The sequence below is a fragment of the Brevundimonas sp. AVps7 genome (assembly GCF_058681545.1).
Genome location: NZ_CM178742.1, coordinates 3204773 through 3217626, shown reverse-complemented (window position 1 = coordinate 3217626; position 12854 = coordinate 3204773). Strand labels below are relative to the sequence as shown.

General features: G+C 67.4%; 14 protein-coding genes. 13 read left to right on the top strand and 1 reads right to left on the bottom strand.

Going from position 1 to position 12854, the window contains the following annotated elements:
- Positions 1–133: 133 nt before the first annotated feature.
- Positions 134–547, top strand: coding sequence for a helix-turn-helix domain-containing protein (locus ACW17Y_RS16030; RefSeq protein ID WP_492036666.1), 414 nt, complete (start codon positions 134–136; stop codon positions 545–547).
- A 57-nt stretch (positions 548–604) separates the two neighbouring features.
- On the opposite strand, the gene ACW17Y_RS16025 is transcribed toward ACW17Y_RS16030, so the two are convergent.
- On the bottom strand, positions 605–1093 hold the full coding sequence (locus ACW17Y_RS16025; RefSeq protein WP_492036665.1) for an S-type pyocin family protein: 489 nt from the start codon (positions 1091–1093) through the stop codon (positions 605–607).
- Between the two features lie 123 nt (positions 1094–1216).
- On the opposite strand from ACW17Y_RS16025, the gene coaBC reads away from it, so the two are divergent.
- The 12 genes from coaBC (at position 1217) to rpsO (ending at position 12747) form a co-directional block, all read left to right on the top strand.
- Positions 1217–2446, top strand: coding sequence for a bifunctional phosphopantothenoylcysteine decarboxylase/phosphopantothenate--cysteine ligase CoaBC (coaBC, locus tag ACW17Y_RS16020; protein ID WP_492036664.1), 1230 nt, complete (start codon positions 1217–1219; stop codon positions 2444–2446).
- 9 nt (positions 2447–2455) lie between these two features.
- Positions 2456–2905, top strand: coding sequence for a dUTP diphosphatase (gene dut / locus ACW17Y_RS16015; RefSeq protein WP_492036663.1), 450 nt, complete (start codon positions 2456–2458; stop codon positions 2903–2905).
- Positions 2906–2984: 79 nt separating this feature from the next.
- A complete protein-coding gene (locus tag ACW17Y_RS16010) occupies positions 2985–3347 on the top strand; it encodes a hypothetical protein (RefSeq protein WP_492036662.1) in 363 nt (120 codons plus the stop codon).
- A gap of 153 nt (positions 3348–3500) precedes the next feature.
- Positions 3501–4094 (top strand): ribosome maturation factor RimP, encoded by a 594-nt coding sequence (gene rimP, locus ACW17Y_RS16005; protein WP_492036661.1) that lies wholly within the window; start codon positions 3501–3503, stop codon positions 4092–4094.
- Entirely contained in the window at positions 4094–5845 is a 1752-nt protein-coding gene (gene nusA, locus ACW17Y_RS16000; RefSeq protein WP_492036660.1) for a transcription termination factor NusA, read from the top strand. Before rimP ends, nusA begins: the two co-directional genes overlap by 1 nt.
- Before the next feature lie 15 nt (positions 5846–5860).
- A complete protein-coding gene (locus tag ACW17Y_RS15995; protein WP_492036659.1) occupies positions 5861–6541 on the top strand; it encodes an RNA-binding protein in 681 nt (226 codons plus the stop codon).
- 120 nt (positions 6542–6661) lie between these two features.
- Positions 6662–9703 carry a translation initiation factor IF-2 gene (infB, locus tag ACW17Y_RS15990; RefSeq protein ID WP_492036658.1) on the top strand — a complete coding sequence of 1014 codons (3042 nt, stop codon included), beginning with the start codon at positions 6662–6664 and terminating at the stop codon, positions 9701–9703.
- 137 nt (positions 9704–9840) lie between these two features.
- On the top strand, positions 9841–10326 hold the full coding sequence (locus tag ACW17Y_RS15985; protein ID WP_492036657.1) for a hypothetical protein: 486 nt from the start codon (positions 9841–9843) through the stop codon (positions 10324–10326).
- Entirely contained in the window at positions 10326–11012 is a 687-nt protein-coding gene (locus tag ACW17Y_RS15980; protein ID WP_492036656.1) for a DUF2459 domain-containing protein, read from the top strand. The genes ACW17Y_RS15985 and ACW17Y_RS15980 overlap by 1 nt, the downstream gene beginning before the upstream one ends.
- A gap of 61 nt (positions 11013–11073) precedes the next feature.
- Complete coding sequence (rbfA, locus tag ACW17Y_RS15975; protein ID WP_492036655.1) at positions 11074–11529, top strand: 30S ribosome-binding factor RbfA; 456 nt, start codon at positions 11074–11076, stop codon at positions 11527–11529.
- 2 nt (positions 11530–11531) lie between these two features.
- Entirely contained in the window at positions 11532–12461 is a 930-nt protein-coding gene (gene truB, locus ACW17Y_RS15970) for a tRNA pseudouridine(55) synthase TruB (RefSeq protein ID WP_492036654.1), read from the top strand.
- Positions 12462–12477: 16 nt separating this feature from the next.
- On the top strand, positions 12478–12747 hold the full coding sequence (gene rpsO, locus ACW17Y_RS15965) for a 30S ribosomal protein S15 (protein ID WP_428151204.1): 270 nt from the start codon (positions 12478–12480) through the stop codon (positions 12745–12747).
- Positions 12748–12854 lie beyond the last annotated feature (107 nt).

The following is a 12854-nucleotide window of genomic DNA, read 5'->3' as shown; positions in this document are numbered from 1 at the left end:
ACTTGAGACCACTGCTGGAAACCATGGCGGTGGCGAAGCCCTCCGCGTAATCTCCATTTCCCAGATTTCAGGTGACAGCCTGACCAGACGAGCGCATGAGGTCGCCGGTTACAATCCAGGACTAAAGACGAGAATGGTTAGAGGCGTCGGCGAGGATGGTCCCCACCCGGTGGACCGCCATGTGGGCAGACGGGTGTGCGAGAAGCGCATCAGCCTGGGCTATAATCAGAGCGACCTGGGTCGGGCGCTGGGGCTGACCTTCCAGCAGATCCAGAAATACGAGAAGGGCGCCAACCGCATCTCGGCGTCCAAGCTCTGGGACATCGCGCGCTTCTTCAAGGTGGATGTCGGATACTTCTTCCAGGGGTTGAATGCTCAACCGGGGATGGCGGAGGGTGAGACCGGCGCTGCCGCCTACGATCACGACTTCCCCTCGACCCGCTACACGATCGAGATCGCGCGGCTGGCTCCGCAGCTTTCCAGTCGCCAGCAGAAACTGACACTCGAAATGATCCGCGAGATGACCGGCAAGCCGGAAGAAGCCTAGGGCTTCTTCCGTTGTTTTGTGGGCGCCAACGCTCGCGACGCGGCAGGTCTCTCATCTTCAGTTCTGCGATCGCCGCTGGCCGAAGGTCGGTGCGGCGGCCTTTTGTTCGGCCCAGTAGGCCGGGCCATCGTCCGGTTTGAACATGGTGCGCGCCGTGCCATCCCGCGCCACGACGGCGAATGTGTTGGTCGAGGCCTGATAAAGCAGGGTGTCGCCGTTGGCCCGCGTCGCCGTCTCGGTTCCTGAGGGCGGCCGGGTGGTGAAACTCGTCACCTTGTCCAGGAAGTCCTCGGCTGACCGCGCGTCGAAATCGGAGCCGTTGCGCTCATAGAGACGCTGGATCTTCTCGTCGATGGTCTCGCGCCGGTTGGCGGTGAGGACCGTCTTTTCGGCCGGCGCCTCGGTGGTCGGCGTCGCGGCAGCGGCCGTAGAGGTCAGACCGACAGTGCTCGCTTCGGTCGTTCGATCCCGCGTCTCGACCGCTGAATCCCCGTTGCCGCACGCAGTCAGAGTCAGCATCGCCGCAAAGGCGACGCTCGTGGTCATCCAAACCCTCATCACACCCTCCAGACGAAACCCGCTGAACTGACTTAGCCACAGGTTGTGCGTTCCCGCAATGTTCTTTTTCGCCGCCTCGACGTCGGGCGCGGCGGCGGTTAGACGGGCGTCATGTCCAGCAAGGCCCTGACCAACCGGAAAATCCTGCTGATCGTCGGCGGCGGCATCGCCGCCTACAAGGCGCTGGAGCTGGTGCGGCTGCTGAAGAAGGCGGGTTGCGAGGTGCAATCGATCCTGACCGGGAGCGGGGCTGAGTTCATAACACCCCTGTCTCTGGCGGCCCTGAGCGGCAATCCGGTGCGGATGGGACTGTTCCATCCGGACGAAGAGACGACGATGGGCCATATCGAGCTCTCACGCTGGGCCGATCTGGTGGTTGTTGCGCCGGCGACGGCGGGGCTGATCGCCAAGGCGGCGAACGGCATGGCCGACGACCTGGCCTCGACGACGCTTCTGGCGACGGACAAGAAGGTGCTGCTCGCCCCGGCGATGAATGTGCGGATGTGGCTGCATCCGGCGGTGCAAACCAATGTCCAGCGCCTGAAGAGCTTTGACGGCTTCCACGGCATGGCGGTGGTCGGGCCCGATGACGGCGAGATGGCCTGCGGCGAGTTCGGTCCCGGCCGGATGGCCGAGCCGGCGGCGATCCTGGCCGCGATCACAGATCTGCTGGCCGGGCCGGACGGGCGGGCTCTGGCGGGCCGCAGGGCCGTGGTCACGGCCGGACCCACCTTCGAGCCGATCGATCCGGTGCGGGGCCTGACCAACCGCTCCAGCGGGAAACAGGGCTACGCTATCGCCGCTGCGCTGGCCGCCCGCGGCGCCGAGGTGACGCTGGTGTCGGGTCCCACAGGGCTGGCCGTGCCAGTGGGCGTGACCCGGATCGACGTCGAGACGGCGATGGAGATGAAGGCGGCGACGGAAGCGGCGCTGCCGGCTGATATCGCGGTGCTCTCGGCCGCCGTAGCCGACTGGCGCGTGGACACGGTCGCGGGCGGCAAGATCAAGAAGGCTCCCGGCGGGCCGCCGATGCTGAGCCTGATCGAGAACCCCGACATCCTGGCGAGCATCGCCAAGCCGGGGCAGAACCGGCCGACACTGGTGATCGGTTTCGCCGCCGAGACGACCGATCTTGAAGCCAACGCCCGGTCGAAACTGTCGCGCAAGGGCTGCGACTGGATCGTCGGTAACGACGTCTCGGCCGATGTGTTCGGCGCGGACGGCAATACCGTGCTGCTGGTGACCCGGAACGGCGCTGACGCCTGGCCGCGTCTGTCGAAGACCGAGGTGGCCGCGCGCCTGGCCGACCGCATCGCTGATCATTTCTCCCCGAAAGCCTGAGAGCCCCCTTTGAGCACGCTTCGCATCCTGCGCCTGCCCCATGCCGAGGGCCTGGCCCTGCCCGCCTATGAGACCGCCGGTTCGGCGGGCATGGACCTGCGCGCCGCCGTCCCGGAGGATGCGCCGATGACCCTGGAGCCCGGCGCGCGGGCTCTGGTGCCGACCGGCCTGAAGATTGCCCTCGAACAGGGTTGGGAGGCGCAGATCCGGCCGCGTTCGGGTCTGGCGCTCAAGCACGGGATCAGCGCGCCGAACACGCCGGGCACGATCGACAGCGACTATCGCGGCGAGGTCGGGGTCATTCTGATCAACCTCGGTCAGGAGCCGTTCGTCATCAAGCGCGGCGAGCGGATCGCCCAGATGGTCATCGCCGCTGTCGCCCAGGCGACGGTCGTCGAGGTCGACACGCTGGACGACACCGCACGCGGCGCCGGCGGTTTCGGATCCACCGGACGCTAGAGTCGCATCCATTCCCGCAGACCGGCGTTAACCCTGCCGACGGCCAAGCTGGGCCGTGGCAAATCCGGAGCGTTGCGTGATGGAAGAGTTCTTCGCCCAGCTGGGCAATCTGCTGCAGGGGCTGTTCGCCCTGACCCAGAGCGGGTTCGACACCGTCAATCAGGTGGTCGGGCTGGTCATCGCCCTGATCGCCGCCTTCATGATGCCCGCCTGGCGCAGCCTGTTCAGTACGGCCCTGGGCGCGACCCTGGTCTATATCCTCGTGGGCCTGCTGAGGCCGATGCTGGATGGCGGCGCCTTCGCCCTTCCGGATCTGATGAGCATGGCGTTCTGGATGACTGTCCTGGCCCTTTTCCTGGCCTTCTCGGTGATCGTCGCCGTGTTCTTCTTCCTCAAGACCCTGCTGGGCGGTGGTCATCGTCACCGGGCGCACGCCCACTAGAGTCTGAAGGCGGGCGTTTGCGTCCGCCCTTTCCCTTTCGTCGGGACGGAGCTATAGGGGCTCCCACATCGTTAGACCGGCGTCCAACGGCGTCGTTCAAAGCGGCGGCCGTGGAGGCCGACCGCTTTTCTTTTTGCCCGGATACCAACCCGCTTGCGCGCCAAGACCGTTGAAGACCGCCAGATCCTGGAGCTGATCGATCCCGTCGCGGAATCGATCGGTCTGGACATCGTGCGCGTGCGCCTGATGGGCGGCACCCTGCGTCGCCGCCTGCAGGTCATGGCCGAGCGCCCCGCCGACAACGACATCGACGTCGGCGAATGCGCCCGTTTGAGCCGGGCCATGTCCGAGGTTCTGGACGCCGCCGATCCGATCGCCGGCGAATATCTGCTTGAAGTTTCCTCGCCCGGCATCGACCGGCCCCTGACCCGTCTCAAGGATTTCGACCTGTTCGAGGGTCTGGAGGCGCGTCTGGAGACCGACCGGATGATCGAGGGGCGCAAGCGTTTCAAGGGCATCGTCGCGGGTACGGACGGCGACAATATCGCCATCGACCTGGACGGCGAGGAAGAGACCGCGCTTATCCCCTTCGACTGGCTAGTGGACGCCAAGCTGGTCATGAACGACGCTCTGTTGAAGCGCGGAGCCGCGATCCGCGCCGCGCGGGGCGAACCCGAAGACGACGGCCTGCCGGAAGGCGGGCCTGAAGACCAAAACAACGCCAAGACTTCTGAGGACGACGCCTGATGGCCGTGACCGGTATTTCCGCCAATCGCCTGGAACTTCTGCAGATCGCCAATGCGGTCGCGCAGGAAAAGAACATCGACCGCGAGATCGTGATCGAGGCTCTGGAAGAAGCGATCCAGAAGGGCGCCAAGTCGCGCTACGGCGCCCATCACGACATCCGCGCCAAGATCGACCCGAAGACCGGCGAACTGGCCCTGACCCGTCACGTCACCATCGTCGAGGACGACTGGATGCCGGAAGACGAGCTGGAAGAATTCAACGACTCGGCCATGGTTCGCCTGACCGATGCCTCCAAGCGTGACGCCGAAGCCGTGGTCGGCAAGGAATACGTCGAGGACCTGCCGCCGTTCGAGTTCGGCCGGGTCCAGACCCAGATGGCTCGTCAGGTCATTACCGGCAAGGTTCGCGAGGCTGAGCGCGCCAACCAGTACGAAGAGTTCAAGGACCGGGTCGGCGAGATCGTCAACGGCACCGTCAAGCGCGTCGAATACGGCAACACCATCGTCGACCTGGGCCGGGGCGAGGGCATCATGCGCCGCGACCAGTCGATCCCGCGCGAGGTCTTCAACATCGGCGACCGGATCCGCACCTACATCTATGACGTCCGCCCGGAGGCCAAGGGCCCGCAGATCATGCTCAGCCGCGCCCATCCGGGCTTCATGGCCAAGCTGTTCGCGCAGGAAGTGCCGGAAGTCTACGACGGCGTGATCGAGATCCGCGCCGCCGCCCGTGACGCCGGTTCGCGCGCCAAGATGGCCGTCCTGTCGAACGACAGCTCTATCGATCCCGTCGGCGCCTGCGTCGGCATGCGCGGCTCGCGCGTCCAGGCGGTCGTGGCCGAGTTGCAGGGGGAGAAGATCGACATCATCCAGTGGAACCCGGACGAGCCGACCTTCATCGTCAACGCCCTTGCGCCCGCCGAGGTGTCCAAGGTCGTGCTTGACGAAGAAGCCGACCGCGTCGAGGTGGTCGTGCCCGACGAACAACTGTCGCTGGCCATCGGCCGCCGCGGCCAGAACGTGCGTCTGGCCTCCCAGCTGACCGGCTGGCAGATCGATATCATCACCGAGAGCCAGGACTCCGAGCGTCGCCAGCGCGAGTTCTCGGAACGCACCCTGCTGTTCCAGGAAGCCCTGGACGTCGATGAGGTCATCGCCCAGCTGCTGGTCACCGAAGGCTTCGCCACGGTTGAAGATCTGGCCTTCGTCGAAAACTACGAAGTCGCCGAGATCGAGGGCTTCGACGAGGACACCGCCGAGGAACTGCAGGCCCGCGCCCGCGACTATCTCGAGAAGCAATCCGCCGTCCTGGACGCCAGGCGCGTCGAGCTGGGCGTGCTGGACGAGGTCATGGCCGTTCCGGGCGTGACCCTGCCGATCGCCGTGGCCCTGGGCGAAGGCGGCGTGAAGACGGTCGAGGACCTCGCCGATCTGGCCACCGACGAAATCCGCGGCGGCTACGAGATGAAGAACGGCGAGCGCACCAAGGTCGCCGGCGTTCTGGAAAGCTTCAACCTGGCCCAGGAAGAGGCTGAACTGCTGATCCTGCAGGCGCGTGTCGCCGCCGGCTGGATCGACGCCTCGGAACTGCCGCAGCCCGAGCCGGAGCCGGACTACGAGGAAGAGTTCGCCGAGGGCGAATACGACCCCGAAGCCGTATTCGACGCCGCCCCTGAAGGCGACGCCGAAGCTGAAGTCCCCGCCGATGACGCCGAGGTCGAAGACGACCTCGAGCCGACCCGCGACGCGTGATGGAAAGCGCCGTCCATGAGCCTTCGCGACGCGACGATCGATAGAGAGCGCCGGGACCTGGTGACCCACCAGGCCATGGATGAATCTCGACTGATCCGTTTCGTCGCCGGCCCGGACGGCATGGTGGCTCCCGACCTCGGCAGGAAACTGCCCGGTCGCGGGATGTGGGTGGAGGCCTCGCGCGCCTCCGTCGACGCGGCGGTGAAGAAAAACCTGTTCTCGCGCTCGGCCAAAGCCCCGCTGAAGCCGACTGCGGACCTGTCCGACACGGTCGAAACCCAGTTGTTCCGGCGTTGTCTGGACCAGCTGGGTCTTGCCCGGCGCGAAGGCGTGCTTATTTCAGGCTTCGAGAAATCCGCTGCGGCGATCCGCTCGGGGAAGGCCGCGTGGCTGATTGAAGCCGCCGATGGCGCCTCGGATGGACGCGGAAAGCTCGTCGCCCTTGCCCGACATCAGACGACCAAGGTCTGCGGCGCCTTTAGCGCCGATGATTTGAGTTTGGCCCTCGGGCTGGAAAATGCGATACACGCCGTCGTGCTGCGTGGCGGCAGAGCCGATCGCTGGACCATCGAGGTCGAACGACTGGCGGGATTTCGATCGCTTCGGCCTGTGGCATGGGACCTGGATCATCCGGGTTCCTCACGCGGGAACGGGTCGGACGAGGACCCGAAGGACGAGCCTGAACGGGCGGATTGACGGGCGGGGTCAGGCCTCTTTCGAGGGGCGGACGCCGCACGACTTTTTGCGTTTCCAGGCGACGAGACGATTTTTGACTAAGACGCGGCGGACTTCTCCGCCCACGAGTAAAGCGACCGGATGAGCGACGAGAACGACAAGACCAACGACGGCCAGACTCCGCAGGCCCCCACCGGAACCCCGTCGACCACGGGACCGCGGGCGCCGCTGAGCCTGAAGCCGCGCGCCGTGGGATCGGTTTCGACCGGAACTGTGCGCCAGAGCTTCAGCCACGGCCGCACCAAGACGGTGGTGGTCGAGACCAAGCGCCGTCCGGGCGCTCCGGTCGGCGGACATCAGCGTCCGGCGGGCTTCGACGTCGCGCGTCCGCGCTCCGATGCCGCCGCTCCGCAGGCTCCCGCGCCGCGTCCGCAGATGCAGCAGCCCGCCGGCGGCCGCCTTTCAAACGAGGAACAGGAAGCCCGTCGTCGCGCGATCGAGACGGCGACCCAGGCCCAGGCCGAACGCGCCGCAGCCCAGGCCGCAGAACAGGCGCGCCGCGACGCCGCCGCTCGTGACCAGGCCGCCGCCGCCGCCGCCGCCGCCAACGCCGCCCAGGCCGAGGCCGCCGCCGCTCGCGCCGCCGCGGAGGCCGCCCGCGCCGAAGCCTCCAAGCTGACGGCCGCCGCGCCGCTGGCTCCCGGCAAGCCTGCAGCCCGCGCACCCCTGGCTCCAAAGCCAGTCGTTGCGCCGACGCCGGTCCCGGCTCCCGAGCCTGTCGCTCCGGCCGCCGCCGCGCCCGAACCGGCTCCTGTTGCTCCGACCCCCGCCGCACCCGCTCGCCCGGCTCCGCCCGCGCGCCCGGTGGTCAACTTCGGCCAGCGCGTGCCCAAGGCTCCGAACCCGGCTCGTGCGCCCATCGACCGTCCCGCCTTCGGCGCCCGTTCGGCGCGTGAAGAAGCCATGGGCGGCGGTGAGAAATCCTATTCCGACCGTCCGGCCAACGCCCGTCCGACCGGCGCCCCCGCGCGCCCGGCCGAGCCCGTTCGCTATTCGGCTCTGAACCCGCGTCCGGCCGCCGGCGCCGCCCGTCCCGGCGGTCCGCGCACCGGTCCCGGCGGTCGTCCCGCCCCGAACGCCCCTCCGGCCGAGGCCAATGTTCTGCGCCCGGCCCGCGCCCCAGGCGGCGGCTTCGCCAAGCCGCTGAAGCCCGAGGACGATCGCGACAAGCGTTTCTCCGACGCTGGCAAGGCCGTCAGCCGCACGCGCGGCGAGCCCAAGCGCCGTGAAGGCCGCCTGACCATCCAGTCTGTGGCCGGCGACGGCGATACGGCCGAACGCATGCGCTCGCTGGCCTCGGTCCGCCGCGCCCGCGAACGTGAGAAGGAAAAGCGCAAGGGCGGGTCCACTGACGCGCCGAACCGTCCGCGCGAAGTCGTCATCCCTGACGTCATCACCGTGCAGGAGCTGTCCAACCGGATGGCCGTGCGCGGCGTCGACATCATCAAGTTCCTGATGAAGCAGGGCCTGATGATGAAGATCAACGACGTCATCGACACCGATACCGCCGAACTGGTGGCCGACGAATTCGGCATGACCGTGCGCCGTGTATCCGAGTCCGACGTCGAAGCCGGCTTCCTGTCCGACGACATCGACGACGAGGCGACCACGCCCCGCGCGCCGGTCGTGGCCATCATGGGCCACGTCGACCACGGCAAGACGAGCCTGCTGGACGCCCTGCGCACCACCGACGTTGCGTCGGGCGAGGCCGGCGGCATCACCCAGCACATCGGCGCCTACCAGGTGAAGACGCCTTCGGGCGAGGCCGTGACCTTCCTGGATACCCCGGGCCACGCGGCGTTCAGCGCCATGCGGACCCGCGGAGCCAACGTCACCGACATCGTCATCCTGGTGGTGGCGGCCGACGACGGCGTCATGCCGCAGACGATCGAGAGCATCCAGCACGCCAAGGCGGCCGGCGCCCCGATCATCGTGGCCGTCAACAAGATCGACAAGCCGGACGCCGATCCGCAGAAGGTCGTCAACGAGCTGCTGCAGTACGAAATCATCGGCGAGGCCCTGGGCGGCGACACCCAGATCGTCGAGGTCTCGGCCAAGGCGCGCACCAACCTGGACGGCCTGATCGAAGCCATCCTGCTGCAGGCCGAGGTCATGGACCTCAAGGCCGACCCGGAACGCTCGGCCGAAGGCGTGGTCATCGAGGCCAAGCTGGACAAGGGTCGCGGCCCGGTCGCCACCATCCTGGTCAAGCGCGGTACGCTGAAGAAGGGCGACCTGGTCGTCGCCGGCTCCAGCTTCGGTCGCGTCCGCGCCCTGTTGAACGAACGCGGCGAGCAGCTGACCGAGGCCGGTCCGTCGGTGCCGGTCGAGATCCTGGGCCTGGACGAGGCTCCGAGCCCCGGCGAACCCCTGGCCGTGGTCGAGAACGAGGCCCGCGCCCGCGAGCTGACCGAGTACCGCGCCCGCATCAAGCGCGAGAAGGCCACCGGGGGCATCAACCAGGTCAGCCTGGTCGACATGATGGCCAAGCTGGGATCCAAGAAGATCTCGGAACTGCCGGTCCTCATCAAGTCGGACGTCCAGGGCTCCGGCGAGGCCATTCAAGGCTCGCTGGAGAAGATGGGCAACGACGAGGTCCGCGCCCGCGTCATCTACTCCGGCGCCGGCGGCATCACCGAGTCGGACGTCCAGCTGGCCAAGTCCGCCGGCGCTCCGATCCTGGGCTTCAACGTCCGCGCCTCGAAACAGGCCAAGGACCTCGCCGAGCGTGAAGGCGTGGAGATCCGCTACTATTCGATCATCTACGACCTGCTGGACGACATGAAGGGCGTGCTGTCGGGCATGCTGGCGCCGCTGCAACGGGAAACCTTCCTGGGCAATGCCGCCGTGCTGCAGGTGTTCGACATCTCCAAGACCGGCAAGATCGCCGGTTGCCGGGTGTCCGAGGGCGTGGTCCGCAAGGGCGCCAAGGTCCGGATCATCCGCGACGACATCGTCGTGCTGGAGCTGGGCACGCTCGCCACGCTCAAGCGCTTCAAGGACGAGGTCAACGAGGTGCCGTCGGGTCAGGAGTGCGGCATGCACTTCCAAGGCTTCCACGACATCAAGGTCGGCGACTACATCGAGTGCTTCACCGTCGAAGAAATCCAGCGCACTCTCTAGCAACGCGTTACCGCTCGACGCGCGGCGTCTCGCTGCTTGAGCGCGGTTGTCTCCTCCCTGTCGCGCAGCGACGGGGAGGAGCCGCCGCCTCCCTTCCGCCGCAAGTCGCGGTATCAAGTGACGCCATGCTTCACCGTATGCTCGCTGTTCTGACGCTCGTCGCCATCGCCACGCCGGCGACGGCCGACACCCGCTATCTCGCCTTCGACCCGTCAGACCGGGTTACGACCGCCCTGACGCGCGGCGTGACGCTGGAGGTCGAGCGCGGCTGGTTCGGCGCGGTCAGCGTCCGCCGCATCATCTCCACCACGGCCCGGGGGTCTGCGACCATCTCGCGCGGCGGCCCGGATGAGGCGCGACGAACCCTGCCCGAGGGCGCCGGGGCAGGCGCTGTCTATTCTATCGCACAGGAAGGCGACGGCCGGGGGTTGGCGCGGGCCCTCTGTCCCGGCGCCGAAGCCACCTTCCTTGTCGTCGGCAGCGTCAGGGCGGGGCGGCCGATGGTCATGCACGGCGCGGGGCGCTGGTCCGACGGAACGTTCCGCCATTGCGTGACCCTGTCCTACAATTATCGCGGCGAATGGAGCCTGCCGCCTCGCGCTTCGGTCGAAGACGGCGACTGATGCGGATCGTGGGGGCGATGCTGCTGGCGGGCCTACTGGGGCTGGGCGCGGCTCTGTGGACCTGGACCCGTCCGGGCGATCCGGCGACGGCCCGCCCGCCCGAGGCCGGCGTCACCGTCCACGTACTCAACAATGGATTCCATACCGACCTCGCCGTGCCGCGTGCAGCGCTCGAGGCCGGCGGCGGACCACTGGCCGAGGCGTCACGGTCGGTCGGGGCAGGGGACTGGATCCTGATCGGCTGGGGCGATGCGAAATTCTTCGTCGACACCTCGCCGATGGAAGACCGGATTCCCGACGGCCTGCGCGCCTTCTTCCGGCCGGGCAACGCCTCGGTCGTGATGCTGGACCCGGAAGCAGGCGATCCTGCAAGCCGGTTCACGCCGGAAAGCCGTCGCACTCTCGTCCTGTCGCCGGCGGCCTTCGCCGGTCTGCGCGGCCGGGTAGAGGATTCCCTCTCCCTGGTGGAGGCCAGGCCTCGTCTGTCCACGGCGCGGGACGGCGACGGAGCGCACTTCTTCGCCAGTCGGGAGCATTTCTGGATCGGCTATTTGTGCAACAGCTGGACCGCCCGGGTGTTGAATGCGGCGGGCCTGCCGATCCGTCCGTTGCGCTCAGTCACCGCCGCCGAGATCATCGCTGCGGTGGATCGCGCCCAATTGGACACCGCCGCCAGACAGGACTAGACCCCGCGCCTTCGCTTTTACCGGCCGGGTCCGATCCCCGGCGGCGAACAGGACGAACGCCATGAGCAACCGAAAATCCTCCAAGCCCGCCGCCAAGGCCGGTACCGTCAGCCAGCGCCAGCTGCGGGCCTCCGAGATGATCCGCCACGCCCTCGTCGAGGTCATGCGCGAGAACGAGATCCGCGATCCTGCGCTGATCGGCGTGTCGGTCACGGTGACCGAGGTCCGCCTGTCGCCCGATCTGAAGCACGCCACCTGTTTCGTCGAACCCCTGGGCGCCGGGATCGAGACGTCGGACACGGCCGGACACATCGACGAGATCATCAAGGCGCTCAACGCCCACGCCAAATTCCTGCGGGGCGCCCTGGGCCGGCACATTGACATGCGTTTCACGCCGGACCTGCGTTTCCGTCACGACGAGAGCTTCGCCGCCGCCGAGCGCCTGAACCGGTTGCTGGACGACCCCCGCGTCCGCGCCGATTCCTTCGTGCCGCCCGTCGAAGACGACGAGGACTAGGCGTGGGTCGCAAGAAGAGAGGCCTCGTCGTCAACGGCTGGGTGTGCCTGGACAAGCCGTGCGAGCTTGGATCAACTGACGCGGTGTCGAAGGTCCGCCGCCTGTTTGACGCGCAGAAGGCCGGCCATGCCGGGACGCTGGATCCGCTGGCGTCCGGCATCCTGCCCATCGCGCTCGGCGAGGCGACCAAGACCGTGCCCTTCATGATGGAGGCGGAGAAGGTCTATCGCTTCACGATCAACTGGGGCGTCTCGACCGACAGCGTCGATCGCGAGGGCGAGATCATCGCCCGCTCGGACGTGCGCCCGTCGCCCGAGGCCGTCCGCGCGGCCCTGCCGGCCTTCGTCGGGGAGATCGACCAGACCCCGCCCCGGTTCAGCGCGATCAAGGTCGACGGCCAGCGCGCCTATGACCTGGCCCGCGAGGGCGCCGACTTCGAGCTGGAGTCGCGCCGGGTCACCATATACGAGGCCGAGGTCACTGATGCGCCCGACGCTGACCATGTCGAACTGACCATCCGCACGGGCAAGGGCGTCTATGTCCGCTCGCTGGCCCGCGATCTGGCGGTCATGCTGGGCGCCGAAGGGCATGTCTCGGCCCTGCGCCGCGAGCGGGTGGGGCCGTTTTCCGTCGAGAACAGCGTCACGCTGGATTTCCTGACCGATCTGGTGCATAGGGACGCCGCCTTGGAAGGCCTACTGCCCGTTTCGACCGCCCTGGACGACATCCCGGAGCTGGCCATTACGGAACAGGACGCCTTCTCGCTTCGTCAGGGACGACCGATCGTTCTGCTCCCCCGACAGGTCGAGACGCTCAAGAGCCGCCTTCGTGACGGCTCCAGAACCGTTTCAGCCTTTCAGGGTCAGACCCTCGTCGCTCTCGGTCAGATGCGGGCCGGCCGGCTAGAACCCGACCGCGTATTCAATCTCTAATTTCTGGAGAAACACGATGTCGATTACGCCCGAGCGTAAGAACGAAGTCATCACCGAGAACGCCCGCACCGCAGGCGACACCGGTTCGGCCGAGGTCCAGGTCGCGATCCTTTCGGAACGCATCGCCAACCTCACCGAGCACTTCAAGACCCACAAGAAGGACAACCACTCGCGCCGCGGCCTGCTCAAGATGGTCTCGCAGCGTCGTCGCCTTCTTGACCACCTCGTCAAGGTCGATCGCGAGCGTTACACCGCTCTGATCACCAAGCTGAACCTGCGCCGCTAAGCGCAGCACGCGGAAACAGTTTCGAGGCGCGGGCCACGTCCGCGCCTCTTTCCGCATCCAGAGACCAGCCGCGCGCAGCGGTTTTGTAACTGCGCAGACGCGAGGGC

Bases quoted from the DNA above. Each gene is read 5' to 3' on its own strand.
- ACW17Y_RS16030 (WP_492036666.1), top strand. From the start codon at position 134: ATGGTTAGAGGCGTCGGCGAGGATGGTCCCCACCCGGTGGACCGCCAT.
- ACW17Y_RS16025 (WP_492036665.1), bottom strand. From the start codon at position 1,093: ATGACCACGAGCGTCGCCTTTGCGGCGATGCTGACTCTGACTGCGTGC.
- coaBC (WP_492036664.1), top strand. From the start codon at position 1,217: ATGTCCAGCAAGGCCCTGACCAACCGGAAAATCCTGCTGATCGTCGGC.
- ACW17Y_RS16010 (WP_492036662.1), top strand. From the start codon at position 2,985: ATGGAAGAGTTCTTCGCCCAGCTGGGCAATCTGCTGCAGGGGCTGTTC.
- nusA (WP_492036660.1), top strand. From the start codon at position 4,094: ATGGCCGTGACCGGTATTTCCGCCAATCGCCTGGAACTTCTGCAGATC.
- ACW17Y_RS15995 (WP_492036659.1), top strand. From the start codon at position 5,861: ATGAGCCTTCGCGACGCGACGATCGATAGAGAGCGCCGGGACCTGGTG.
- infB (WP_492036658.1), top strand. From the start codon at position 6,662: ATGAGCGACGAGAACGACAAGACCAACGACGGCCAGACTCCGCAGGCC.
- ACW17Y_RS15985 (WP_492036657.1), top strand. From the start codon at position 9,841: ATGCTCGCTGTTCTGACGCTCGTCGCCATCGCCACGCCGGCGACGGCC.
- ACW17Y_RS15980 (WP_492036656.1), top strand. From the start codon at position 10,326: ATGCGGATCGTGGGGGCGATGCTGCTGGCGGGCCTACTGGGGCTGGGC.
- rbfA (WP_492036655.1), top strand. From the start codon at position 11,074: ATGAGCAACCGAAAATCCTCCAAGCCCGCCGCCAAGGCCGGTACCGTC.
- rpsO (WP_428151204.1), top strand. From the start codon at position 12,478: ATGTCGATTACGCCCGAGCGTAAGAACGAAGTCATCACCGAGAACGCC.